The organism is Jatrophihabitans sp. (genome assembly GCF_036000465.1).
Taxonomy (GTDB): domain Bacteria; phylum Actinomycetota; class Actinomycetes; order Mycobacteriales; family Jatrophihabitantaceae; genus Jatrophihabitans.
The window spans coordinates 133,149-157,789 of the sequence record NZ_DASYFV010000016.1 but is presented as its reverse complement, the minus strand read 5'-3'; the positions used below and the strand labels follow the sequence as shown (position 1 = coordinate 157,789).

The window sequence follows — 24,641 nt, the reverse complement described above, 5'->3', positions numbered from 1 at the left end:
GACGTTCGACGCGATCGAGGCGAAGAAACCGGCACGGCCGGCGCCCCCACCGCGACGTCTCGGCTGGTGTACTGGGCCCGCGATGGTCGCGATTCTGCTCGAGAGCAAGTACCGCGCGCCCGCTCGACGGGGCGACGCGGTGGCCCGGCCGCGGCTCTACGAGCGGCTCGGCCACGCTGCGGCCCCGCTCACGGTCGTCTCCGCGCCCGCCGGCTTCGGCAAGACGACGCTTGTCGCCGAGTGGCTGGCGCGCGGATCGTCACCACTGGCCTGGGTCTCGCTCGACGAGCGGGACAACGACCCGGCTCTGTTCTGGACGTACCTCACGGCGGCGATCCAGAGCGCTGCGAACGGCGTAGGTGCCACCGCTCGCCAGCTGCTGTCCTCCGACGCGCCCGTTGACGTCGCGCTGCCCGCGCTGCTCAACGACCTGACCGAACTGCCGGCCGGGATCACCCTCGTGCTGGACGACTACCACCTCATCGAATCGTCCGACATCCATGAGGCCATGGCGTTCCTGCTCGAGCACCTGCCGCCGAACCTGCACGTCGTGCTGGCCACCCGGGCCGACCCGCCCTTGCCACTGGCCCGGATGCGCGCTCAGGGCCGACTGGCCGAGGTGCGCGCGGCCGACCTGCGATTCACCGCTGCGGAGACCGCGACCTATCTCAACGAACCGATGGCCCTGGGGCTGGACGAAGCGCAGCTCACGACCCTGACCGGCCGTACCGAGGGCTGGATCGCCGCACTACAGCTGGCGGCCCTGTCGCTTCGCGGTCTCGACGACGCCGACACCTTCATCGCGGAATTCGCCGGCGACGACCGCTATGTCTTCGACTATCTGGCCGAGGAGGTGCTGACCCGCCAACCGGCCGCGGTGCGTGACTTCCTGCTCCGGACGTCCGTGCTGGAGCGCCTGACCGGACCGCTGTGCGACGCCGTCACCGGGCGAGCGGACGGCCGGGCGACACTCGTCGAGCTCGAGCGGGCGAACCTGTTCCTCGTCCCGCTCGACGCCCGGCGGGAGTGGTACCGCTACCACCACCTCTTCGCCGACGTGCTGCGCGCGCACCTGCGCGAGGACCGGCCGGCCGAGCTGACCGGGCTGCATACCCGCGCGAGTGCCTGGTTCGAGGCCGCCGGTGATCCCGCGGAGGCCGCGAGACACGCGCTCGCGGCCGGTGACCTCGACCGGACCGCCGAGCTGGTCGAGCTGATGATGCCCATGCTGCAACGCGAGCGCCGTGAGACCGAGCTGCACCGTTGGCTGCGCGCGCTGCCCGACGACGTGGTGCAAGCGCGACCGGTGCTGGGTGTCGCGTTCGTCGGCGCGCTCGCGCAGGTGTCGGATTTCGAGACGGTCGAGGCCCGTCTCGGCCGGATCGAGTCGATGCTGCGTTCGGCCGACGGCACGTGGTGCGTCCAACCGCCGGCGGGCGTCGTCGTCGCCGACGCGAACGCGTACCGATCGGTGCCGGCCGCGGTCGAGCTCTACCGGGCCGCACTCGCCTTGACGCAGGGCGACCCGGAAGGCACCGTGGCGCACGCCCGCGCCTCGACGGCCCTCGCCCCCGCCGACGACGATCTCGTCCGCAGCGCGGCCGGTGCGCTCGCCGGCCTCGCTCTGTGGGCGGGGGGCGACCTCAGCGGCGCGCACGCCGCGTACAGCGCGACCGTGGCCGGGCTGACCCGGGTCGGCTGGCTCGCCGACGCGATCGGTTGCCGAATCACGCTCGGCGATCTGTGCCGCACGCAGGGCCGGCTCGGCGACGCCCTGCGAACCTACGAAGCAGGCCTCGCCGTGAACGCCACCACGACGGCCGCGGAGCCGTTGCGCGGGACGGCCGACATGCACGTGGCCGCCGCCGAGGTGCTCATCGACCGCGACGACCTCGTGGCCGCGGCCGGGCAGCTCGCCGCCGCCGACCGTCTGGGCGCTCACAACGGGTTGCCGCAGAACCCGTACCGCCGGCGGGTCGCGGCCGCGCGGATGCAGCTGATCGAGGGTGACCTCGACGCCGCGCTGACGCTGCTCGACGAGGCGGTCCACGTCTACGCCGGTGACTACGCCCCCGACGTGCGCCCCGTCCCGGCCCTGCGGGCCCGGCTCCGAATTCGCCGGGGCGAACTGTCCGAAGCTGCTTCGTGGGCCGCCGGGCGCGGGCTGTCCCCCGGCGACGACCTGTCCTACCTGCGCGAGTACGAGCACGTCACCCTCGCCCGGCTGCTGCTGGCCCGGCACCAGGCCGAGCCGGAAGGAACCGCACTGGAGGACGCCGTCGCCCTGCTCGAGCGCCTGCTCGATGCGGCCGACGCCGGTGGGCGGCACGGGACGGTCACCGAGATCCTGGTGCTGCTCGCCCTGGCGCACCAGGCGCGCGCCGAGCTACCGGAAGCCCTCGACCGGCTGGAGCGTGCCGTCGTGCTCGCGCAGTCCGAGGGCAACGTGCGGGTCTTCGCCGACGAGGGTCAGCCGATGGCGACGCTGCTGCGGACCCTCGCCCGGCGGACGGTTGCCCCCGCCTTCGTCCGCCGTCTGCTGCACGCGACCACCTCGGCCCCGACACCGACAGACCAGGCGCTGATCGAACCGTTGAGCAACCGCGAGCTCGAGGTGCTGCGAATGCTCGCCACCGACCTGGACGGACCGGACATCGCCCGCCGGTTGTCCGTCTCGCTCAACACCATGCGCACGCACACGACGCACATCTACACGAAGCTCGGCGTGACCAACCGGCGCGCGGCCGTGCGCCGGGCCGAGGAGATCGAGCTGCTGCCTCAGCGGCACATCGGCTGACACGAAATCACCACATGTGGTGACGACGGGTCACCATGTCCGGCGGCATCGTCTCGCCCATGCCACCCGATGACCGCAACTGCGAGATCCGAGTCGAAGGGCACCTCGCGCCCCGTTGGGCCGCCTCCTTCGACGGCATGACGCTCACCCATTGCGACGACGGCACCACCGTCATCGCCGGCACCGTCGCCGACCAGTCGGCCGTGGACGGCCTGCTCCGCACCTCGAGCGGCCTCGGCCTGGTGCTCGTCTCCGTCGTGCTCACCGGTACGACGACACATCCCACCACTGCACCGATCCGAAGGAGCACGCCATGATCTCCACCCGGCCCACCACCCGTCCGCGGATGGACCCGACGCGCAGGATCTCCCTGACCGCCGGTCTGCTGTACCTGCTCACCTTCGCCGCGTCGATCCCGCAACTCGCGCTGTTCTCCGACGCCATCGACCACCGCGACTTCATCCGCACCGCCGGCGGCAACGGCGCACTGCAGCTGGGCTCATTGCTGGAGATCGTCACGGCCTTCGCCGGCGTCGGCACCGCTCTCGCGCTCTACCCGGTCACGCGACGGGTCAGCCGGACGGCCGCGCTCGGCTTCGTCACGTCGCGGGTCATCGAAGGCACGATGATCATGGTCGGGGTCATGAGCATGCTGGCCCTGGCCACGCTGCGGGTCGACTACGCGGGCGCCACCGGTGCGCAGGGGGACGCCGTCGGTGTCGTCGGGCATGCACTGGTGACCCTGCGGCAGTGGACCTTCCTGCTCGGCCCCGGGATCATGCCCGGCGTCAACGCGCTGTTCCTCGGCACGATCCTCTACCGCTCGCGGCTCGTGCCGCGCCTCATCCCGGCGGTCGGCCTGATCGGGGCCCCCCTGATCCTGATGTCGGCCTCGGCGACGATCTTCGGGGGCTGGGGCCAGGTCTCCACCACCGGTGCCCTGTGCGCCCTGCCGATCGCGACGTGGGAGTTCGCCCTCGGCGTGTGGTTGACGGTGAAGGGCTTCCGTCCGGGCCCGCTCGCGGCCCTGCCTGCCGTCAGCACCGTCACCCGCGAACCGGTGCCGGTCGGCTGACCCGGACGCGACGAACGCCCTCCTCGACCCGAGGGGGGCGTTCGGCCGTCCGGGGCCGGACCCGGGGAGCGCGGATCCCTGGCTAATCGCGGCGCGGCGCGGCACCGTGGAGACATGGACCGCTCCGCTCTCGCCGACCTGTTGCGCCGCCGACGCGAGCGGCTCGACCCCGCGGATGTCGGGCTGCCACCCGGTCGCCGGCGGCGCACCCCGGGGTTGCGGCGCGACGAGGTCGCCGCACTCGCGGCCATCTCGACCGACTACTACACGCGGCTCGAGCAGCAGCGCGGGCCGCACCCGTCAGCAGCGGTGCTGGGCGCCCTGGCCCGGGCGCTGCGCCTCACCGAGGACGAGCGCGATCACCTCTTCCACCTGGCCGGCCAGCCGGCGCCGGCCCGGCACAGCACCGGCGACCACGTGAGTCCGGGCGTGCTGTACCTGCTCGACCGCCTCGTCGACACCCCGGCGTTCGTCATCGACGACCTGGGTTACACCCTCGTCCAGAACCGGATGTCCAAGCTGGTCTCGGGCGATCAGACCGGGCACACCGGCCGCGCCCGCAACCACAACTGGCGCTGGTTCACCGACCCCGGCAGCCGGGACCGGTTCCCGGAGGAGGACTGGGCGACGCACTCGCGCACCCACGTCGCCGACCTCCGCGCGACCTACGGCCGCCGCGCCGGTGACGCCGATGTCGAATCGCTCGTGCGCGACCTGACCGACGCGAGCCCCGAGTTCGCCCGGCTCTGGGCCGAGCACGAGGTCGCCGTGCGCCGGGCCGACGCGAAGCGCATCGTGCACCCCGAGGTCGGACTGCTCGACCTGCTCTGCGAGCACCTCACCAGCGATGTCGACGGCGCCACCCTGGTCGTGCTGCACCCGCGTCCCGGCACGGACTGCCGCGAGAAGCTCGACCTGATCGCGGTCATCGGCACCCAGGACCTGCACCCGGTCGAGCGCGACTGACCGCCCGCGTCACCAGTTCGGCCACCCGGTTCGCCGCGGCCGGGCTCCAGTTCAGCAGCGCGAACGAGGCCGGCCACATGTCGCCGTCGTCGAGATTCGCAGCGTCCTGGAAGCCGAGCGTGGAGTAGCGGTACTTGAACTTGCCCGAGTCCTGGAAGAAGACGACGACCTTGCCGTCGTCGTTCGCGTACGCGGGCATGCCGTACCAGGTCTTCGGAGTCAGGCCGGGGGCCGCGGCCGTGATCGTCACGTGCACCCGCTCGGCCAGCGCGCGGTCGTCGGGATCCATCTGCGCGACGCGGTCGAGCAGGTCCTGCAGGCCGTCGGCCTTCCTCGCGCCCTTCTTGCCCTCGGCGCGCAACTCCTCGGCGCGCTGCTTCATCGCGGCCCGCTCCTCGGCGGTGAATCCCTCGGTCCGGCTCGTTGCGGTCTTCGTCGGCATCGCTGTCTCCCGGGTGCGGGATCGGCCTCGGTCGGCCGATCGTCTGCGCGCAACGCTAGGTCGGGACCCACCGGCGCGGCTTCTCGATTCCTGACCGGTATGCGCCGTTAGGGTTCGACCATGGTCATGAATCCCCGCGAGTTCTACGAGCACGCCCTCTCCGTCACCGACGACGAGCAGCGCCTGCCGCTCTCGCGGATGACCGAGTGGGACATCAGCCCGTTCGAGCAGGAGGGGTTGCGCGTCTCGCGGCTGCGCCCGCCGGTGCTGCCCGAGCCGCACCGCCAGGGCGAGGATCCGTCCGAATGCCACTCCTGCGCGCACCGCGACGACGGCATCTGGCTCGACGACCACTGGCGACTCACCCGCATCGGTAGCGTCGGGGTGCCGCTCGTGCTCATGCTGCACCCGCGCGAGCACCACGGCCTGGCCGACCTGCCGGACGAGCGGGCCGCTGAGCTCGGCGTGCTGACCGCGCACCTGGGCCGGCACATCGAGGCCCTGCCGCACATCGCGCGAGCGCACGTGTACCGCATCGGCGACGGCGGCGCCCACCTGCACGTGTGGTTCTTCGCCCGGCCCGAAGGGCAGTCCCAGATGCTCGGGTCCTGGCTCGTCGTCTGGGACGACCTGCTGCCCGAGTACCCCGCCGACGTCGCCGACGCCGATGCCGCGACGGTGGCGGCCGCGCTGGTCGGGTCCTACGGAGGTCGGGCCGGCTAACGCGCCGTCACGTCGCCGATCGCCTCGTCCAGGATCGACAGGCCGAGCGCGATCTCGTCCTCGCTCGCCGTCAACGCCGGCGCCATGCGGAAGACGCCGCCCATGCCGGGTAGCTGGACGATGTTCATGTGCAGCCCGAGCTCGAGGCAGCGCGCGGTGACCGCGGCGCCGAGCGCATCCGAACTCTGCTTGGTCTCGCGGTCGACGACGAGTTCGAGGCCGACGAGCAGGCCCCGGCCCCGGACGTCGCCGATCACCTCGTGCCGCGTCGCGAGCTCGCGCAGGCCGTCGGTGAGCCGCTTCCCGAGCTGCTGAGCGCGTCGGTCGAGGCCGTCGCGCTGCAGCACGTCGAGCACGGTGTTGCCCACCGAGGCGACGAGGGGGTCGGACACGTGCGTGGTGAAGAACAGGAAACCGCGGTCGTGCGCCTCCTGCTCGATGGCGCTCGACGTGACGACGGCGGCGAGAGGCAGCCCGGCGCCGAGGGTCTTGGAGAGCGTCAGGATGTCGGGCACGACGCCGTCGCGCTCGAAGGCGTACCACGTGCCGGTGCGGCACAGCCCGGTCTGGGCCTCGTCCAGGATCAGCAGCATGCCGCGCTCGCGGCACTTGCGCTGCAGGGCGACGAGGTAGCCCGGCGGCGGTTCGAGCACACCGCCCGAGCTCAGGATCGGCTCGACGATGCAGGCGGCCAGGCTGCCGACGGACTGCGCGTCGATGAGGTCGAAGCCGAAGTCGAGCTGACGCTGCCAGTCGAGTTCGCCGTCGGCGGTGACGAAGTCCGGGCGGTACGGGTTCGGCGTGGGGATCGCGAGGTTGCCCGGCGCCGCCGGCCCGTAGCCCTTGCGACCGGAGCTGTACGTGGCGCTCGCCGCCGCTTGCGTCATGCCGTGCCACGAGCGGGCGAACGAGACGATCTCGTGCTTGCCCGTGACCAGCTTGGCCATCCGGATCGCCGCCTCGTTCGACTCCGCGCCCGTCGTCAGCAGCAGCACCTTCTCGAGCGGGTCGGGCAGCGAATCGGCGAGCCGCTCGGCCAGTTCGACGACCGGGCGGCTGAGCATGCCGCTGAACAGGTGGTCGAGGGTGCCGATCCGCTCGCGCACCGTGGCGACGATCTCGGGGTGGGAGTGGCCGAGGATCGCGCTCATCTGACCCGAGGTGAAGTCGAGGATGCGACGCCCGTCGGCGGTGGTGAGGAAGCTCCCGGCCGCGGACTCGATGATCTCGTGCGTGAAGCCGCCCGCGCCGGAGTAGCGGACGAGGTGGCGGTCGGCGCTGCGCCAGAAGGCGTCCGACACAGCGGGACCGAGGGGCGCGGCGATCGTCATGGCCCCACGCTAGGACCGCGCGAAGCATCACGTCCATCGTGCATTTCTTGACGTCCTGTACGGCTCTGCCGTACAGCTGGTGCGGTGACGCTCAATCCCTGGCGGCTCCGCCTGCTCTGCCAGCTCGAGGCGCTCGGCACCGTGCGCGCCGTCGCGGCGGCGGCCCACCAGAGCGCGTCGAGCGTGTCGCAGCAGCTCGCCGTGCTCGAGAGCGAGACCGGGGCCCGCCTGCTGGAGCGCACCGGCCGCCGGGTGCAGCTGACGTCGACCGGGCACCTGCTCGCGAGCCGCGCCCGCGACATCCTCGACCGGATGGCCGACGCCGAGGCCGAGCTGCGGGCGCTCGGCCAGGACCCGTCCGGGGTGGTGCGGGTCGCGGCGTTCCAGAGCGCGATCCACTCGCTGGTCGTCCCGGCCACGGTCGCGCTGCGGCTCGCCCATCCCGGCGTCGAGGTGCACATCGACGAGCTCGAGCCGCACGAGAGCACGTCGGCCCTGCTGCGCGGCGACGTCGACATCGCCGTCACCACGACCGACTTCCTCGACGCGCCGCGGCACCCCGACGTGCACCTCGTGCCGCTGCGAACCGACGCGATCGTTGTCGTCGTGCCCCCCGGCCACCGCGTCGCCCGGCAGGAGCGGGTCGACCTGGCCGCGCTGGCCGACGAGGACTGGGCCTTCGATCTGCCGGGCACCTACATGGACGACCTGGCCACACGGCTGTGCCGGCAGGCCGGCTTCGAGCCGCGCGTCGTCGGCCGCTTCAACAACTACCTGATCGCGCTGCAGCACGTGGAATCGGCCGGCTCGGTGACCCTGCTGCCCGAGCTCGCGGTGGACCCTCGGTACGCCGTCGTGGCCCGTGACCTCGTCCCGCCGACGTACCGGCGCATCACCGCGGCGATCCGGTCGAGCTCGGCCGCGCGGGCATCGGTGACCGTCGTGCTCGATGCCCTGTCCGGGGCCCCCGCATGACGGCGTCCGCGACCGAGGTCTACCTCGCCGCCATGGTGGCCCGCTGTGACCGGATGCAGCAGGCGGACAGCCGCCGGGTGGACGAGCCCGGACTGCACGGCCTGCTCTCCGCGACGGGGCCGCTCACCCGGCTCCTCGTGACCGACGACCGCGCCCTCGCCCCGCTCGTCGAACTCCTCCCGCACGTGCCGGCGGGTTCGATCAACGTGCTTGCCACCGCACCGCGGTGCACCGGACTGCTCGGCACGACGTCCGGCTGGCGGCCGAACCCGACCACCGCGATGGTCCGGCGTGATCTCGACACCGTGCCCGCCCTCGGGCTCCCGAGCGAGTTGACGCTGCGGCGGGTACGGCGCACCGCGGACGACCCGGTCGACGGCGTACCTCTCGCCGATGCCGTCGCGGTCGCGGCGCGCGCGGATTCCTCGATCCCCGATCCGGGCGAGCTCGCCACCTACCTGTCCTCGCTGCCGGCGATCGGTCTCTTCGCGGCGGTCGACGGGGCGGGCACCGCCCGCGCGACCTCGGGGTACGGAGTGTTCGGCACCTACGCGAGCGTCATCTTCGTCGACACCGACCCGGGCTGGCAGCGGCGCGGCATCGGCTCGGCGATGACGGCGGCTGCCCTGCGCGCGGCCGCGGGCGCCGGGGCGTGTCGGGCCAGCCTGGACGCCAGCGACGTCGCGCTCCCGATCTATCGACGGCTCGGCTTCGAGGAGGTCGGCCCGCTGACCCAGTTCGTGCGGGCTTGACCTGAAGCGCGGTTGAACTGTTCGACTGGAGCAGTTACCCGATCGTCGACGAAGCGAGAGTCATGCCTGCGTGGATCTGCCAGACCTGTGCCGTGCAACAGCCCGACACCGAGGCGCCTCCCGAGCACTGCCCGATCTGCGAGGACGAGCGACAGTACGTCGGCTGGGACGGTCAGCAGTGGACGACCCGGGCCGAGCTCGCCAGAACCCACGAGACCGAACTGCGCGAGGAGGAGCCCGACCTCATCGGCATCGGCATGACGCCGGGGTTCGGCATCGGACAGCGCGCGCTGCTCGTGCGGACCGAGCACGGCAATGTGCTGTGGGACAGCACGGCGCTCGTCGACGACGCCGCGAAGGAGCGCATCCGCGAGCTCGGCGGCCTCGCCGCGATCGCGATGTCGCACCCGCATTTCTACGGCGCGCACGTCGACATCGCCGACGACTTCGATGCCCGGGTGCTCATCCCCCGCGCCGACGAGCAGTGGATCCAGCGCCCGTCCCCGCGGATCGAGTTCTTCGACGACGACGTCGAACCGGTGCCCGGCCTCACCGTCGCCCGCATCGGCGGCCACTTCGACGGCGCCGCCGTGCTGCACTGGCCGGCCGGCTCGGACGGCCGCGGCGTGCTGCTCACCGGCGACACCATCACCGTCGTCCAGGACCGGTCGTGGGTCAGTTTCATGTGGAGCTACCCCAACCTCATCCCGCTCGACGAGAAGACGGTGCTCGACATCGCCGGCCGGGTCGAGCGCTTCCGCTTCGACCGCGTCTACGGGGGCTGGTGGGGCCGCATCGTCGTCGCCGACGGCGGCGGCGCGGTCCGCCGCTCGGCCGACCGCTACGTGGCCCGGATGCGGGGCGAACGCAGCTCCGGAGCGCCGGACAAGACACCAATCCGTTGATCCAAGCCGGACTCCAGGTCGCGGTCCGGGCGGCTCGGCGGCGCGGGCGGGCCATCATGGTCGTCTGGCACGCTCGAGGCATGACAGGACGAGACCTCGAATGCGTCTTCTGCGAGGTTGTCGCCGGCACGCGGCCCAGCCGGGTGGTGTTTCAGGACGACGACACGGTCGCGTTCCTCGACCTCGCCCCGGCGAATCCCGGGCACACACTCGTGGTTCCGCGTGAGCATGCAACCGATCTGCTCGATGCCTCGCCGGAGCAGGCGACCGCCGTGGCCCGTACGGCTCAACTCGTCGCTCGACTTCAGCGAGACCGTCTCGGGGCAGACGGCGTGACGCTCTTCCAGGCGAACCGGGCCGCGGGCTGGCAGGACGTCTTCCATCTGCACGTCCATGTCGTGCCTCGCTACGACGGGGACAGCCTGCGGCTGCCCTGGCGGGCCGACCCGGCGGACGTCGCAGACCTGGATGCTGCCCTCTCGGAGCTCACGCGCTGAGTGATCCGGACGTCCCGGCCGATGCGCCCCGCGGCGGGACGGTCGGGTCGCGTCAGTACCGTCGACCCGTGAGCCAGACCACCGGACGGGAACGCGCAGCCACGCCGGCGAACCGCCAACTACGCCGGTTCGCGGCGTTCACTCTGATACCGCTGTTCTCGACCCTCGCCGCCCTCGCGATCTACGGCTTCATCGCCTCCGCGCTCACCACGCGCACCCTCAGCCAACCCGTCCCGAACGGCATCACCACCACCGGCACCATCGTCGACTACCGCACCTCCACGGGCCCCAAGTCCGGCACCAAGTACCACCCGGAGGACACGTTCCACGCCGCGAACGGACGCACCTACACGATCTTCGGACCCTGGGGCGGCCATCGGCCCGTCATCGGCGCGACCGTCACCATCTCCTACAACCCCCGCAACCCCGCCCAAGCCCACGACCTCACCAACGACAACGAATGGGCCGCAAACCTCGTCAGCTTCGGAACAGTGGCGTTCCTTGTCGCAGCAGCCATCGCCGTCGGAACCCGAATAGGCCGCCGCCGCCGGAAAAGACTCCAGGAATCACACCGTCAGCCGTGAGTCAGCGACGTGACCCAAGCATCCTGGCGCGCGACCGGTCATCAACAGTGGCCGATCCAGCAACCACATACAGTTCATGATCAACTGCGGTCAGGAGTCTCGTCGTCGAACTCAGACGATGTTGAGCTCGGGGCGGTGGACGGCGCCGCGGAAGCGGTCGGCGTCGAGCGCGCCGATGTCGATGAACGGGGTCCGGTCGAGGTAGAGATCGCGCACGATCTCCCCGACGGCGGGGCCCATCAGGAAACCGTGGCCGGAGAAACCGGTCGCGTAGATGAAGTCGGAGACGGTCGAGGCGCGGCCGAGCAGCGCGTTGTTGTCCGGCGTCGTCTCGTAGAGACCGGCCCAACCGCTCCGGATGCCGACGTCGGCCAACGCCGGCGTGCGGTGCTCCATCACCTCGCCGATGCGTGGCAGCCAGTCGTCGGACCGGTTGAGCTTGAAGCCGGGGGTCTCCTCGGGGTCGGACATGCCGAGCAGCAGCCCCTGACCCTCGCGGTGGAAGTAGTAGGTCGTGGCGAAGTCGATGGTGAACGGTGTGTCCGGGTCGAGGCCGGTCACCGGTTCGGTGATGAGGATCTGACGCCGCAGCGGGGTGACCGGGAGGTCGACCCCCACCCACGAGCCGACCTCCGCCGACCAGGCTCCCGCGGCGCAGATCACGGCCGAGGTGGCGATCGTGCCGCCGTTGGTCTGCACGGCGCGGATCCGGCCGTCCCGGACGTCGACGCCGGTGACGGCACAGTGCGGCACGAGCGTGGCGCCGGCGCGGCGGGCGGCGGTCGCGTACCCGAGCACGACCGACTCCGGCGTGCAGTGGCCGTCGGTCGGGCTGTACGCCGCGGCGAGCAGGCCGTCGGTCGAGATGAGTGGGGAGAGCCGCTTGGCCTCGGCCACGTCGATCATGCGGGTCGGCACGCCGAGCTCGTTCTGCAGCGCGACGTTGTGCTCGAAGGTGGCGACGTCGTCCCGGTCGGAGAGCAGGAAGAGGTAGCCGACGCGGTGGAAGTCGATCTCCTGATCGAACCGGTCGGCGAAGGTCGCGAACGTGTCGAGGCTGCGGCGGCCCAGGGTGATGTTGAGCGGGTCGGAGAACTGCGCGCGCACGCCGCCGGCCGCCTTGCACGTCGACCCGGAGCCGAGCGAGCCCTTGTCGAGCAGCACGACGTCGCGCACGCCCGCGGCGGCCAGGTGATAAGCGATGCTGACGCCCATGATCCCGCCGCCGACGATCACGACCGGCGCGCGGTCCGGAAGGGTGCGACCGGTCATGGGGCCACAGCCTGCTTGGCGTACAGCTCGTGGGGATCGTGGACGCGGCGCCCGATCGCCTCGCTGAGCCAGTCGGCGTCGCGCGGGGCCTGGCCCTGGGCGGCGGCCAGTTCGGTCTCGCCGCTCAGGTTCGACGCGAAGATGCCGGCGGCCGAGCGGGGCAGGAAGTCCTCGTAGACGATCGGTCGGCGCGCGCCGGTCGGTGTGGTCGTGAAGTAGCCGAGGCCCTGCTCGTCGAGGTCGGCCTCGGTGTTCGGGAAGCCGGCCGCCCAGATGTCGGCCGCGATCCCGGGTCGCTCGCGCGGGTCCGTCCCGGCCGCCGCGCGGTCGACCTCGGCCTGGAGCTCGTCGTAGCGGCGGCGACCGTCCGGCGTCAGCGCGATGCCGCGCTGCTCGACCTCGCCGAAGCGGACGCGCAGCTCGCCCGGCGTCACCGTGCCGTCCGCCTCGCGGAAGAGCCGCGGCTCGGCCAGCGCCCGGAACGACGTCTGCCGCAGAAGAACATCCGGACCGGCCCAGCGCGGCGGCCCCTGGATCCGGTCGATCATCTCGATGCCGCGCGCCTGCATGGTGCGGTAGAGGTCGTCGATGTCGAGCACCCGCGGCGTGAGGTGGTTGATGTGCACGGTGGCGACGCCACCGATGTCGGCGGCGACGCTCGAGATGCGTTCGAGCTCGGCGTACCAGGCGCGGTCGACCGGCTCGGTCGACAGCGCGAAGCTCGCCGCGGCGAGCTCGAGGAACCGATCGGCCCGGTCTTCGGACAGGCCGTTCTCGGCCTCGGCCCGCGCCGCGAGCTCGAGCAGCTCGTCGGGGAAGAGCTGCCGGGCGGCGAGGAAACCCTCGAGGCGCTGCTCGAGGTCGGCGGTGAAGAAGCGCCGGTCGGCGGTCACGAGCATCGAGGTGAACACGCGGAACGGGTTGCGGGCCAGCTCCCCCGCATCGACCGGACGGAAGGCCGTCGAGACGACCGGAACGGGTTGCGGCTGCGCGTCCCGCAGGTCGTAGAACCCCACCGGGTGCATGCCGAGGGCGGCGAAGATCTGCCCGACCTGGGCGAGCTCGCGCGCGGTGCCGACCCGGATCGCGCCGTGCCTCTCCTCGGTGACCCGGCCGATCGACCCGAGCCGCTGGGCGTCCGCGACGTCGTGGGCGAGCACCTGCTCGTTGACCTCGCGGGACACCTCGACCAACGTGTTGTACGCCGGCACCTCGGCGCCGTAGAGGACGGACAGGCGGTGCGCGAAGCGCGCGCGCAGCTCCGTGGTGTCGACGAAACCCATCTGCTTGCTCCTGTCAGGCGTCGGCCACGTCAGTAGCCGGCGCGATAGATCTGGCCGGTCTGCCGGCCCCGGACCGATTTCACGAAGGCGCGGGCGGCCTCGGCGGCGTCGACCGGCTTGTGACCCGGGAAGTACTCGCCGTAGGCATCCCAGGCCTGTTCGAAGACGGTCGCGCTGACCGCATTGATCCGCTGTCCGCGGGGCAACTCGATCGCCGCCGCGCGGACGAAGGAGTCGAGCCCGCCGTTCACCGTAGCCGCCACCGCGCCGGTCACGATCGGGTCGTAGGCCAGCACGCCGCTCACGAGGGTGAAGCTGCCTCCGTCGCTGACGTGAGCGATGCCCTGCCGGACGAGTTCGATCTGACCGAGGAGCTTGTCGGTCAGCCCGGCCAGGTAGTCGGCGCGGGTCAACTCCTCGAGCGGCTTGAACGGGGTGACTCCGGCCGTGCACACGACGGCATCCACCGGGCCGACCGATTCGTACAGGGCGGCGATCGACGCCGGGTCGGTCAGGTCGACCGGGTGCTCCGCGCTGCGGGAGGCGATGACGAGTTCGGCGTCCCGGCCCAGGGCCACCGCGACCGCGCGGCCCAGGACTCCCGACGCGCCGATCTGCAGGATCTTCATGCTTCTCCGATCGTGTCGTTCGGGCCCGTCCACTATCGCCGCCGGGCACCGGCCACGTCCAGCAAACGTATCTGGATGAAACCGTCTATGTTTCGTTGATGGACACGCAGCGGCTGGTCGCCTTCGTCGAGACGGCGCGGCACGGCTCCATGCGCGTGGCCGCCGAGCTGCTCGGCTTCAGCACAGCCGCGGTGTCGGCGCAGGTCGCCACCCTCGAGCGCGAGCTCGGCGGCGTCGACCTGTTCGACCGGGTCGGCCGCGGCCTGCAACTGACCGATGCGGGGGCGCGCTACGTCGAGTACGCCACCCGGATGCTCGCCCTCGAACACGAGGCCCGGCAGGCGGTCGAACGGGACTGGCAGGTCGGCGATCCGACGATCACGGTGCGGCTCGGCCTGTTCGGATCGCTCGCCACCGCGCTGATGCCGGCGATGACCGCATCCCTGGCCCGCAGCGCGCCGGGGGTCGCGCTGAGCGCGGTAGAGGTCGACCCCGACGGCGCCGCCGGCGCGGTGCGGCGCGGGAGCGTCGACCTCGCGTGCGGTGTGGAGTACCCCGACCTGCCCTCGCCGGCCACCGAGGGGATCCGGCGCCGGACCCTGATCACCGAGCGCTTCGGCGTGGCGGTGGGCATCGACCTGAAATTGCCCCGGCGCCGCCTGCAGATCGCCGACCTCGCCGACCGTGCCTGGATCATGCCCTCGCCGCTGAACAACTTCGGCCGCACCGCCGTGACCATGTGCCGCCGCGCCGGCGTGCAGCCCCGGGTCGAGCACGAGGTCACCGACACCGGCGCCTGCCTCGCCCTCGCCGCCGCCGGCCTCGGGGTCACCCCGGCGACCCCGATGATGATGTCTCTCCGCCCCGCGGGAGTGCAGTTCTGGCCGCTCGCCGACGGCGCCGTGCGCGAGGTCGTGCTCTTCACCCGGGCCACCGCGCCGGGCGCCTCGCACCGCGCGATCGTCGACGCGCTCGACGCCGCGGTTGCGCGGTTACCGGGCTGACCGCACGTGTCGTCGGCGAGATCCTGCGCCGGGCCGGCCCCGCGTTCCGGACGCCCACCGCCGGAGGGTGCACGCTGCGCGGCCGGTGAGCTTCCCGGAGCCGGACGTTGACCTACGCCCGCAACTGGCGCATGTTGGCCAATGGTCGGCATCGAGGCCGGCCCGCGTACGACAGGGGAACACGATGACTTTGGCTCACACGACCCGGCGACGGGTGGGGACCTGCGCGGCGCTCGTCGTCGCTGCCTGCGGCGTGCTGGTGGCCGCACTGCCGGCCGATGCCTCCAGCCGCTACCACCGCCCGGTCACGGCCGGCTCGCACTACCTCGCCCTCGGCGACTCGGTGACGTTCGGCTACCGCGAACCGGCGAACCTGCCCACCCCCAACTACCCGGATCCGACGAGCTTCGTCGGCTACCCCGAGAACATCGGTGCCGAGCTCGCGGTGAAGGTGGTCAACCCGTCGTGCCCGGGTGAGACGTCGGGCAGCCTGATCGACACCGCGCAGCCGAGCTACGCCTGCGAGACCCCGACCGGGTACCGCACCAACTTCCCGTTGCACGTCCGCTACTCGGGCTCGCAGCTGGACTTCGCCGTCCGGTTCCTGCGGGAGAACAAGGACACCCGGCTGGTGTCGCTCATGATCGGCGCCAACGACGGGTTCCTCTGCCAGGCCACGACCGCCGATCACTGCGCGAGCGAGCTGCCCGCCGTGCTCGCGAAGGTGAGCGCGAACGTCACCACCATCCTCCACCGCATCCGGGACGACGCCCGCTACCACGACCAGATCGTCATCCTGAACTACTACTCGACCAACTACACCGACCCGCTCCAGAACGCGCAGAGCCAGGCCCTGAACAACGCGATGGACTCGGCGGCCGCGCCGTTCCACGTCACGATCGCCGACGGCTTCAGCACGTTCCAGAAGGCAGCGGTCCAGGCCGGCGGTGACACGTGCGCGGCCGGGCTGCTCACGAAGCTGACCACCGGCGGCTGCGGCGTGCACCCGAGCATCGCCGGGCAGGAACTGCTGGCCGGCGCGATCGAGCGGGTGATCAACCAGCGCTGACCCCACTGGTCTCAGGACCTCGCCTGATCGAGCCCGACGGGGGAGCCGCGCCACGCCGCGCGCAGCTTCACCGTCGGGCCGGCGTGCAGTACCGCGCCGCTGTAGACGCGCCCGCCGAGACGGACGAGAGCGGCGATGCTCGCCAGCGTCAGGGCCACGGCCAGCAGCGGCTCCCACCAGGCGGGCGCGCTCATCGCGATGCGGTTCGGCATGGTCAGCGGTGCGGTGGCCGGGAAGTAGGAGAACAGCCGCGCCCACCAGCTCGTGGGGCTGCCGATGGACGCGAACGAGGCGAAGTAGCTCGCCATCAGGACGATCGTCACCGGCCCGGCGACGCTCTGGGCGTCCTCCGTCCGCGACGCGAGGGAGCCGATCGCGCCGAACACCGTGGCGTACAGCGAATAGCCGAGAACGAACCACACGACCGCCCAGGCGAGGACGGCACCGCGAGCCGCCGGCAGATCGACCGAGTTCACCGTGGCGGTCGCGACCAGCGCGAGCAACGCGGTGAGGGCCAGCTGGGCGAAGCCGAGCAGCCCGATGCCGAGGATCTTCCCGGCAAGCAGCGTGCGGGCCGGTATGCGGGCCAGCAGCACCTCGACGACCCGGGTGGCCTTCTCCTCGACGACGCCGGTCAGCACCAGGCCGCCGTAGGTGGAGATGGCCATCAACAGCACGATGGTCATGACCAGGGCGACCGTCTGGTCGTCGCGGCTGCGGCCGAGCACCTGCCCCAGCTGGACGTTCGCGACCGGAACCGGCGCGAGGATCGCGGCGAGCGTGCCGGCGCCGACCCCCGCCGCGGCGGCCCGTTCGCGCACGGCGACGAGTTGGACGGCGCCGGTGATCACCGCCCGCAACTGCTCGTCGGGTTCACCCCGCCATTCGAGCCGCCGCGCATCGACGATCACGACGTCGACGTCACCGGAGCGCACGGCCCGCTCGGCCGCGGACCGGCTGTCGTAACGGTGGATGCGCGGGTTGATCCCGACCACCTCACCCTGGGCCCGCACGGCGGCGGGCAGGGCCGCCGGGGTCGCGCCGGTGATGCCGACGTCGCGGGTCTTGCTGCCGCCGGCGATCAGCGCGGGCACGATGATCACCGCGAGCACGACCACGATCATGACGATCACCGAGATGCGGAAGGCGCGCGACCGGCTGCGCTCGCGCATCTCGCGCCGGGCGACCAGCCCCACCAGGCGCGGCCCGGTCATGACGCCACGGCCCGGCGGAACAGCTCCGACAGGGTGGGCGGCTGGTAGGTGAACGACGTCAGCTCCGCGCTGCCCTGGGCGAGCGCGACGACCTGGGCGACGTCGCCGGTCGGCTCCACCTGCAACCGCGCGAAGCCGTCGTCGACCGCGACGAGCTGCACCCCCGGCAGATCCGACCAGGCCGGCGCCCGGCCCCGGAAGCGGATCTCGGCGAAGCGCTGCGGCAGGGCCGCCCGCAGTCGGGCCAGCTCGCCGGCCAGCACGACCCGGCCGTGGTCGATGATGACGACGTCCTCGCACAGGTGCTCGACCAGATCGAGCTGGTGGCTGGAGAACAGCACCGTCGCACCACCCGCCGCCATCTCGGCCAGCAGGTCGGCCATCGCGGCGAGGGCGATCGGGTCGAGCCCCGAGAACGGCTCGTCGAGGACGAGGAGCGACGGCTCGTTCACCACCGCGGCCACCAGTTGCACCCGTTGCTGGTTGCCGTGCGACAGCGTGTCGACCCGGTCCTCGGCCCGGTCGGCCAGGCCGAGGCGCTCCAGCCACCGGTCGACCGCGCCGCCGACCTCGGTCGCCGACCGTCCGCAGAGCCGGCCGAAGTAGACGAGCTGGTCGCGCACCCGCATCCGCGGGTACAGCCCGCGCTCCTCGGGCATGTAGCCGAAGGCCGCCCGGTCGCCCGGCGAGATGGGCTGCCCGCACCAGCGCGTCGTCCCCGCGTCGAGGTGCACGAGCCCGAACACGGCGCGCATCGCCGTCGTCTTGCCCGCACCGTTGGCGCCGAGGAAGCCGGTCAGGCGACCCGGCCGAGCCGTGAAGGAGCAGCCGTCGAGAGCCGTGAGCGGGCCGAAGCGCTTGACCGCCCCGTCGAACTCGAGCATGTCGACACCCCCGAGCCGAGGTTCACCCGTCCCCCTGACGACAGGTAGGGCACAAGGGCCCCGGGCTAACCGGGTAGCCCGTGCCTCGCGCCCCCCGCCGCCCGCGCGTCGGCGAGCGGGAAGCGCCACACGAGGCAGGTGCCGCGCCCCTCCGCGTTCGTCTCGGCCGACGACGTGCCGCCGAGATCCTCGGCCCGCGCCCGCAGGTTCGCGAGGCCGCTCTCGAGTCGCTGCGGGGGCAGTCCCCTGCCGTTGTCGATCACGCGCAGCACGAACTCGGCCGGGGTGACCCTGACCTCGATGGTCAGCCGCGTGGCGTTGGCGTGGCGGGCGGCGTTCGCGAGCGACTCGCGCACGGTCGCGATGATGTCGTGATGCGCCGTGACCGGCACGAGCGTGTCGACGGCGCCGTCGATCTTGAGGTCGGCCGCGAAGCCGAGGAGCACCGGGGCCTCCTCCACCAGCCGCATGATCGCAGCGCGCAGGCTGATCTGGGGCGACGGGCTGCGGAGGCCGAAGATCGTCGTCCGGATCGCCGTCACCGTTTCGTCGACATCGTCGGCGATCAGCTGGAGCCGCGCCGCCTGCTCCGGGCCGAGCTCGGTGCCCAGGCTGTGCAGGTGCAGCCCGACGGCGAACAGGCTCTGGATGACGACATCGTGCAGGTCGCGGGCGACGCGTTCCCGCTCGGACGCGATCTGGGCCCGCCGCTCGGCGGCCTCGGCCTGCCGGTGCCGGGTGCGGTCGCTGATGATCAGGCACCGGGTGTGGGTGCCGTCGGCGATCGCGATCTCGCGGGCCGAGAGCGTCACGTCGACCGCGGTGCTGCCGCGCCGGCCGAGGCGCAACTCGACGGCGGCGACCTGATCGCTCGACCGCAGGATGGCGGCGAGCGTCTTGCGCTCGGCCCGGGGCACCTGCTCGAGGATGTTCGAGCCGATCACCTGGTGCAGGGGCTGCGCGAGCAGGCCGGCCAGCGCCTTGTTCGCGTACAGCACGGTGCCGTCGTGCTGGACCGCCGCGGCGCCCTCCCCCATCTGCTCGACGAGCGCGCGGTAGAACTCGTCGGCTCCTTGCAGTGTGTACACCTTCGGGCCGTCGGGCGTCGTCACGACGAGCGCATCGACCGCGCCCTCCTGAATGGCGCGCAGCGTCTGCTCGGCGACGGCGAGCCGCCCGGCGAGCTCGTCGTAGGTCGGCACCGGCCCGTCAGTCATCGGGCGCTCGCAGATCGAGTCCGGCGAGCACCCGACGCTCGTCGGACAGGTCGCCGACGATGCGCACGACCGGCTCCGGACGGATCCGGATCAGGGTGGGCACGCCGAGGATGTCCTCCTCGGCCGCCAGCTCGGGCCGCTGGTAGATGTCGATGACCTCGAGGGTGTGCCGCCCGGCGAGGTACTTGGTGCAGATGGCGGTGATGTTCGCGATCGCCCGCCGTGACGCCGGCGTCGCGCCCACCACGAACAGGCGGAGCTCGAAGGTCTCGTCGACGCTCCGGCGCAGCGCTTCCTCGAAGCGCGCGGTCGCCGAAACGTCGTCGGTCATCGCGGCACGAGCTGCAGGCCGATGAGCACCTTCTCGGTGTCGGACAGATCACCGATGATCTTCGTGATCGGCTCCGGCAGCCGCCGCACCAGCGTCGGGATGGCCAGGATGTCGTCGCTGCGCGCCCGCTCGGGATGCTCGCGCAGGTCGACGACCTCGATCTCGTAGCGGCTCGCCAGGTGCTTCTCGCAGATCGACTTGAGGTTGGCGAACGCCGCGAGCGACTTCGGGGTCTGCCCGGCGACGTAGAGCCGCAGCAGCCACCGGTCGTCCACCCCGGGGGCATCGGGCTGATCGGCGGTCATGGGGCACCCGTTCCGTCGGCGTGCCGGGCCTGCCGCAGCCGGCCGGCGTCCGACGCGCGCTGCGCGGCGGATCGGGCATCGGCCCCGAGCTCCCGCTCGAGGGCGGCGACCTCGGCGGCGAGGTCGGCCTGCAGCGCCGCCACTTCGGCCTCCACCCTCCGACGGCGCCGCTCGATGTCACGGCGGCGCATCTCGGTCCGCTCCCTCCGGTCGGTCACCTCCGCCGCATCGGCCGCCTCGCGGATCTGACGGGCCGTGCCCATCACGACCGCTCCGCTGCCGGTGTAGACGTCGACCAGTTCGAGGCCCGCGTCGGTGATCAGCAGCTCCCGGACCTGGTTCGAGTGCCCCGTCCCGCGGGCCTTCACCACCCGCAGGCTGCGGTTGCGCTCCCCGTTGCTCTCGACCGTCTCCAGGCTCAGCCAGGCGTCGATCACGCTGGACACGCCCAGGTGCGCGTCGTCGTCCTCGCTCGAGCTCAGGCTCGTGAAGACCGCTGTCACCGTCCGCTGCTTGAGCCAGTCGATGAGCCGGATCAGCATCGCCGTCCGGCCCTCGTGCGCGGCGTCGAAGGCCGAGACCGGGTCGACGACCACGAGCTGCGGAACGTGCTCCTCGGCGGCGTGCATCAACGTCGCGAGGTGCGCCTCGAGCCCGTGGGCGGTGGGCCGGGTCGCGACGACGCGCAGTAGACCGGCCCGAAGGTGCGGCTCGAGCTCGATCGAGACGGAGCCCAGATTGCGGATCAGCTGCTGCGGCGACTCCTCGAAGGAGAACAGGATCGCCCGCTCCCCCCGCTCGCAACCGGCCGCCAGGAACGCCGCGGCCAGCGTGGTCTTCCCGGTGCCCGGCGTCCCCGTGATGAGGACGCTGCCGCCGCGGAAGTACCCCGCACCGCCCAGCATCGTGTCCAGGCGCGGCACGCCGCTCGACACCCGCTCCTTGGGCGCATCGTGTTCCAGGCGCATCGAACCGGCCGGCAGGACGCGGAAGCCGTTCGTGTCGATCATGAACGGCGTCTCGTCCGTGTCGTGGCTGGAGCCGCGGTACTTCACGACGCGCAGCCGGCGCGTCGACACCTGGCTCGTGACCCGGTGGTCGAGGAAGATCACGCAGTCCGACACGTACTCCTCGAGACCGTGCCGCGTCAGCGTCCCGTCACCGCTCTCGGCCGTGACGACCGCCGTCAGGCCGCGATCCTTGAGCCAGCGGAAAAGCCGGCGCAGCTCGGAGCGCAACGTGGCCTGGTCGGTCAGCGCGGCGAAGAGCACCTCCAGCGTGTCGATGACGACGCGCTGCGCACCGATCGCGTCGACGGCGGCGCCCAGGCGCAGGAACAGGCCCTCGAGGTCGTACTCGCCGGCCTCCTGGATGCGGGCCGGCTCGACCCGCACGTACTCGACGACGAGCTGACCGCGCTGCTGCATGTCGACGAGGTCCCACCCGACGCTCGCGACATTGGCCGCCAGGTCGGCGGGCGACTCCTCGAAGGACACGAAGACCCCGGGCTCGTCGTGATCGAGTGCGCCGCGGACCAGGAACTGCAGGCCGAGCATCGTCTTGCCGCAGCCGGCCGTGCCGCAGACCAGGGTGGGACGCCCGCCCGGCAGGCCGCCCCCGGTCATCTCGTCCAGACCGGTGATCCCACTCGGGATCTTCTTCAGAACCGCGTCGACGAGCACGGGCATCCCCTGTTCTGCGGCGCCCGGAACGATTCCGACGGGTGCCGGTCGAGGCGAAGTATGCCCGAGATGTATGAGCGCGGATAGGAGCAAGCGACCTGGTGCACGGCTCGGAATGAGGACCGGGAACGCGCAGCGACGTATCACGCCGCCGCCGTACGGCTCTGCTCCGTAGCCGGCCCTTCCGGTGGGCCGGCCGCGAAGGTGGAGGCTCTCATGCCCGACGCAGAGGAAGCTGCCCGGCGCCGCATCGGCACGACCGTGACGCTGGTGCTCACGCTCCTGTTCGCCGTCCCGGTGGCCGCGCACGCGAGCGGAACCGTCTACACGTGGGTCGGCAACACGCAGACCGCGGGCGCCGACAACCATTCCTGGACCGACGCGCGCAACTGGAACCCGTCCGGCGTGCCCGGGACCGGTGACTCGGTGACCATCGAGCAGCCGTCGAACACCGACTGCTTCGCGCACGTCGACGCCGTGCCGACCGTCACGCTCGCCAGGTTCACGCTCGTGCAGAACCCGGCGCTGTGCACCACGAGCGTCTCCGGCGGGGCGATCTCGGTCAGCGGCACGTTCACCTGGAACGGTGGCGCGCTCGACACCCCGACGGTGCTCGGGGCGAGCTCCACCGCGACGATCGCCGGCTCGAACCAACGGCTCGACGCGCTGACCCAGAACCTGGAGGTCGACGGGCAGCTCACCCTGCTCGGGGACGTCGGCTCCGGCGCCCTGCAGATCCTGCACGGCCGGTCACTGCACGTCGCCCACGGCGCGACGCTCGTGTCGAACGGCAGCAACGAGATCGACGGCAGCGCCTGCTGCACCAGCCCGGCCAAGGTCGTCAACGACGGGACGTTGTTGCCGGCCGGCGGCACCCTGACCATCTCCGATGCAGAGCTCGATCAGCGGGCCACGGTCGCCAGCTCGGCCGGCGGCACCCTGGTGACCTCCGGAGCGCCGATCACCACCGGCGCGACCGGGAGCTACACCGGAGCCGGCCGCTGGACGATCGAGGACCGCGCGGCCGCGGTCCTCAGCGGCACCCAGACCCTCGGCGCCGGTTTCCACCTCGAGTTCGGCGGGCTGGCGTCGGTCTTCACCTCCTTCCTCGGCGGCACCGTGACCCTGGCCGGCACCGGCACCTTCGACTGGACCGGCGGCGTCCTGCAGGCCGGGATGACGATCGCTCACGGCGTCGCGGTGCACGTGGCCGGAGTCCACACCGGCGGCGCGGCCCGCGTGCTGCGCGGGCGCGACTACTCGCTCGGCGGCGCGGGGGTCCCGGTCACGCAGACCAATCACGGCACCATCACCGTCACCGCCGGAGCGACGATCAGCACCTCGGCCCAGACCCGGCTCGTCAACGCGGTTGACGGAGTGCTCGCCCTCGCACCCGGCACCTCGATCGGCGGTCAGTCGTGCTGCGCCTCCCCCGACCGCATCGTGAACGCCGGAACGGTGCTGGTGCCGGCGGCGCCCGGGACGGCCGCGGTACCGCTGACGTTCCTCTCCTACCAGTCCAGCGGGACGACGTCGATCGCCGCCGGCCACGCGCTGCTGCTGTCCGGCGGGGCGACCGGCACGCTCGCCGGCGGGACGATCACCGGCGGCGGCCAGTTGACCGTCGCCACGCCCGTCTCGCTCTCCGGCACGGTGAACGTCGCCGCGCACACCGCGCTGCGGCTCGACCCCCACGGCACGATCCAGGGCACGGCCACGCTCGGTGGCGCCGGGGCGATGCGCTGGACGGGCGGCAACCTCGTCGGCAACCTCACGCTCGGCCCGGTCGGCGGCATCGCCGTGGTCGGCGCCGCGGCGAAGGCGGTCGCGAACTCGAACAGCGGCGCGGCGAGCGTGGTCCGGTTCGCCGCCGTCACCACGATCGGTTCCGGCACCGCGGCGGCCCACGACGCGATCGGTATCGGCTCGGCGTCCGCCCTCGTCCTGCAGGGCACGACCTACGCCGGGAACTTCGTCGACTTCGCCGGCGGACATCTCGTCAACAAAGGCCGCTTCTCGATCGGCGCCGGGCGGGTGTCGGCCTCGGCCTACCAGCAGGTCGCTCTCGGCCTGCTGGCCGTCACCCTGGGGTCGACCCAGAAGGGACTGCTGCAGGTCGCCGGCCCGGCGACGCTGGCCGGGACCCTCGCGCTGCGCAACACCTACCAGCCGGTCGTCGGCGCGGCGGTGTACGTCGTGAAGGCGGTCACCCTGATCGACGCGCTGACCTGCCGCAGCACGAGCGGCACCGGCGCGACCGCCGGTCACTGGGCCGACACCCACACGACCACCCTGCTGAGGCTGTCCTGGCGACGGGGTCGCACCCTCTGTTGAGCGGATGATGTCAAGCGGCTTGACCGCTTTCGAAGGTCTGACGCTACGACAGGACGGAGCCGGGGAAGCCGCGGACCGGGTGCAGGTCGTAAGTGAAGATGCCGGCCCGGACACCGGGATCGTCGTCCATGATCGTGCGGGTCTCGTCCGGTGTGGCCGCGAAGATGCCGATGCCGGCGATGTCGGTGTCGTCGTCGACCGGCAGCACGATCGGGAGCAGGCCGACCTCGAGCAGCTGCATGTTGCGCCGGCCGTGCTCCCAGACGGTGGCGTCGACCGCGGGACGTGTGTACGCCGGCGTGACCCGGAGGATCGCCGCGGTGTAGCTGCGCGCGCCGGACAGCCGGCTGCGCATGACCTCGTCGGTGAT

24 protein-coding genes are annotated in these 24,641 nt (G+C 72.0%); 13 read left to right on the top strand and 11 right to left on the bottom strand.

Annotated features, from left to right (window positions below; genetic code table 11):
- The first annotated feature begins 82 nt into the window (after positions 1-82).
- The 4 genes from VGN18_RS06570 (at position 83) to VGN18_RS06555 (ending at position 4,838) form a co-directional block, all read left to right on the top strand.
- Positions 83-2,797, top strand: a complete 2,715-nt coding sequence (locus VGN18_RS06570; protein ID WP_327538857.1) for a LuxR C-terminal-related transcriptional regulator — start codon at positions 83-85, stop codon at positions 2,795-2,797.
- Between the two features lie 59 nt (positions 2,798-2,856).
- Positions 2,857-3,114: a hypothetical protein gene (locus VGN18_RS06565; RefSeq protein WP_327538856.1), complete on the top strand. Its 258-nt coding sequence runs from the start codon at positions 2,857-2,859 to the stop codon at positions 3,112-3,114.
- Positions 3,111-3,872, top strand: coding sequence for a DUF4386 domain-containing protein (locus tag VGN18_RS06560; protein ID WP_327538855.1), 762 nt, complete (start codon positions 3,111-3,113; stop codon positions 3,870-3,872). Before VGN18_RS06565 ends, VGN18_RS06560 begins: the two co-directional genes overlap by 4 nt.
- Positions 3,873-3,986: 114 nt before the next feature.
- Complete coding sequence (locus VGN18_RS06555) at positions 3,987-4,838, top strand: helix-turn-helix transcriptional regulator (RefSeq protein WP_327538854.1); 852 nt, start codon at positions 3,987-3,989, stop codon at positions 4,836-4,838.
- Here the strand turns inward: VGN18_RS06555 and VGN18_RS06550 are convergent.
- On the bottom strand, positions 4,798-5,280 hold the full coding sequence (locus tag VGN18_RS06550) for a hypothetical protein (protein ID WP_327538853.1): 483 nt from the start codon (positions 5,278-5,280) through the stop codon (positions 4,798-4,800). The two genes, VGN18_RS06555 and VGN18_RS06550, sit on opposite strands and share 41 nt — an antisense overlap.
- 120 nt (positions 5,281-5,400) lie before the next feature.
- Here VGN18_RS06550 and VGN18_RS06545 point away from each other — a divergent pair, with 120 nt between their 5' ends.
- Positions 5,401-6,003 (top strand): hypothetical protein, encoded by a 603-nt coding sequence (locus tag VGN18_RS06545; RefSeq protein WP_327538852.1) that lies wholly within the window; start codon positions 5,401-5,403, stop codon positions 6,001-6,003.
- Here the strand turns inward: VGN18_RS06545 and VGN18_RS06540 are convergent.
- A complete protein-coding gene (locus VGN18_RS06540) occupies positions 6,000-7,334 on the bottom strand; it encodes an aspartate aminotransferase family protein (RefSeq protein WP_327538851.1) in 1,335 nt (444 codons plus the stop codon). The genes VGN18_RS06545 and VGN18_RS06540 overlap by 4 nt on opposite strands.
- 84 nt (positions 7,335-7,418) lie before the next feature.
- Here VGN18_RS06540 and VGN18_RS06535 point away from each other — a divergent pair, with 84 nt between their 5' ends.
- The 5 genes from VGN18_RS06535 (at position 7,419) to VGN18_RS06515 (ending at position 11,047) form a co-directional block, all read left to right on the top strand.
- On the top strand, positions 7,419-8,309 hold the full coding sequence (locus tag VGN18_RS06535) for a LysR family transcriptional regulator (RefSeq protein ID WP_327538850.1): 891 nt from the start codon (positions 7,419-7,421) through the stop codon (positions 8,307-8,309).
- Complete coding sequence (locus VGN18_RS06530; protein ID WP_327538849.1) at positions 8,306-9,061, top strand: GNAT family N-acetyltransferase; 756 nt, start codon at positions 8,306-8,308, stop codon at positions 9,059-9,061. Before VGN18_RS06535 ends, VGN18_RS06530 begins: the two co-directional genes overlap by 4 nt.
- Before the next feature lie 62 nt (positions 9,062-9,123).
- Complete coding sequence (locus tag VGN18_RS06525; RefSeq protein WP_327538848.1) at positions 9,124-9,966, top strand: MBL fold metallo-hydrolase; 843 nt, start codon at positions 9,124-9,126, stop codon at positions 9,964-9,966.
- Between the two features lie 80 nt (positions 9,967-10,046).
- A complete protein-coding gene (locus VGN18_RS06520) occupies positions 10,047-10,463 on the top strand; it encodes an HIT family protein (RefSeq protein ID WP_327538847.1) in 417 nt (138 codons plus the stop codon).
- A gap of 68 nt (positions 10,464-10,531) precedes the next feature.
- Positions 10,532-11,047: a DUF3592 domain-containing protein gene (locus VGN18_RS06515; RefSeq protein ID WP_327538846.1), complete on the top strand. Its 516-nt coding sequence runs from the start codon at positions 10,532-10,534 to the stop codon at positions 11,045-11,047.
- A gap of 111 nt (positions 11,048-11,158) precedes the next feature.
- On the opposite strand, the gene VGN18_RS06510 is transcribed toward VGN18_RS06515, so the two are convergent.
- Genes VGN18_RS06510 through VGN18_RS06500 form a run of 3 tightly spaced genes read right to left on the bottom strand, consistent with a single transcriptional unit; the run spans position 11,159 to position 14,231 of the window.
- Positions 11,159-12,319 (bottom strand): FAD-binding oxidoreductase, encoded by a 1,161-nt coding sequence (locus VGN18_RS06510; RefSeq protein WP_327538845.1) that lies wholly within the window; start codon positions 12,317-12,319, stop codon positions 11,159-11,161.
- A complete protein-coding gene (locus VGN18_RS06505; RefSeq protein ID WP_327538844.1) occupies positions 12,316-13,602 on the bottom strand; it encodes a VOC family protein in 1,287 nt (428 codons plus the stop codon). Before VGN18_RS06505 ends, VGN18_RS06510 begins: the two co-directional genes overlap by 4 nt.
- Before the next feature lie 29 nt (positions 13,603-13,631).
- Entirely contained in the window at positions 13,632-14,231 is a 600-nt protein-coding gene (locus tag VGN18_RS06500; RefSeq protein ID WP_327538843.1) for a short chain dehydrogenase, read from the bottom strand.
- 98 nt (positions 14,232-14,329) lie between these two features.
- Between VGN18_RS06500 and VGN18_RS06495 the strand changes: the two genes are divergently transcribed.
- Positions 14,330-15,235, top strand: a complete 906-nt coding sequence (locus tag VGN18_RS06495) for a LysR family transcriptional regulator (RefSeq protein ID WP_327538842.1) — start codon at positions 14,330-14,332, stop codon at positions 15,233-15,235.
- Between the two features lie 184 nt (positions 15,236-15,419).
- Positions 15,420-16,304, top strand: a complete 885-nt coding sequence (locus VGN18_RS06490) for an SGNH/GDSL hydrolase family protein (protein WP_327538841.1) — start codon at positions 15,420-15,422, stop codon at positions 16,302-16,304.
- An 11-nt stretch (positions 16,305-16,315) separates the two neighbouring features.
- Here the strand turns inward: VGN18_RS06490 and VGN18_RS06485 are convergent, their stop codons facing one another.
- From VGN18_RS06485 to kaiC, 6 genes are all read right to left on the bottom strand, one after another.
- Positions 16,316-17,518: an ABC transporter permease gene (locus VGN18_RS06485; RefSeq protein ID WP_327538840.1), complete on the bottom strand. Its 1,203-nt coding sequence runs from the start codon at positions 17,516-17,518 to the stop codon at positions 16,316-16,318.
- Complete coding sequence (locus VGN18_RS06480) at positions 17,515-18,402, bottom strand: ATP-binding cassette domain-containing protein (protein WP_327538839.1); 888 nt, start codon at positions 18,400-18,402, stop codon at positions 17,515-17,517. Before VGN18_RS06480 ends, VGN18_RS06485 begins: the two co-directional genes overlap by 4 nt.
- A gap of 65 nt (positions 18,403-18,467) precedes the next feature.
- Positions 18,468-19,619, bottom strand: coding sequence for a sensor histidine kinase (locus tag VGN18_RS06475; protein ID WP_327538838.1), 1,152 nt, complete (start codon positions 19,617-19,619; stop codon positions 18,468-18,470).
- Positions 19,612-19,950, bottom strand: coding sequence for a circadian clock KaiB family protein (locus tag VGN18_RS06470; protein WP_327538837.1), 339 nt, complete (start codon positions 19,948-19,950; stop codon positions 19,612-19,614). Before VGN18_RS06470 ends, VGN18_RS06475 begins: the two co-directional genes overlap by 8 nt.
- Positions 19,947-20,255: a circadian clock KaiB family protein gene (locus VGN18_RS06465; protein WP_327538836.1), complete on the bottom strand. Its 309-nt coding sequence runs from the start codon at positions 20,253-20,255 to the stop codon at positions 19,947-19,949. The genes VGN18_RS06470 and VGN18_RS06465 overlap by 4 nt, the downstream gene beginning before the upstream one ends.
- A complete protein-coding gene (gene kaiC / locus VGN18_RS06460; protein WP_327538835.1) occupies positions 20,252-21,937 on the bottom strand; it encodes a circadian clock protein KaiC in 1,686 nt (561 codons plus the stop codon). The genes VGN18_RS06465 and kaiC overlap by 4 nt, the downstream gene beginning before the upstream one ends.
- 216 nt (positions 21,938-22,153) lie before the next feature.
- Here kaiC and VGN18_RS06455 point away from each other — a divergent pair, with 216 nt between their 5' ends.
- The gene (locus VGN18_RS06455; protein WP_327538834.1) at positions 22,154-24,271 is read left to right on the top strand and encodes a hypothetical protein; all 2,118 of its coding nucleotides are present in this window, start codon (positions 22,154-22,156) and stop codon (positions 24,269-24,271) included.
- Positions 24,272-24,641: the final 370 nt, after the last annotated feature.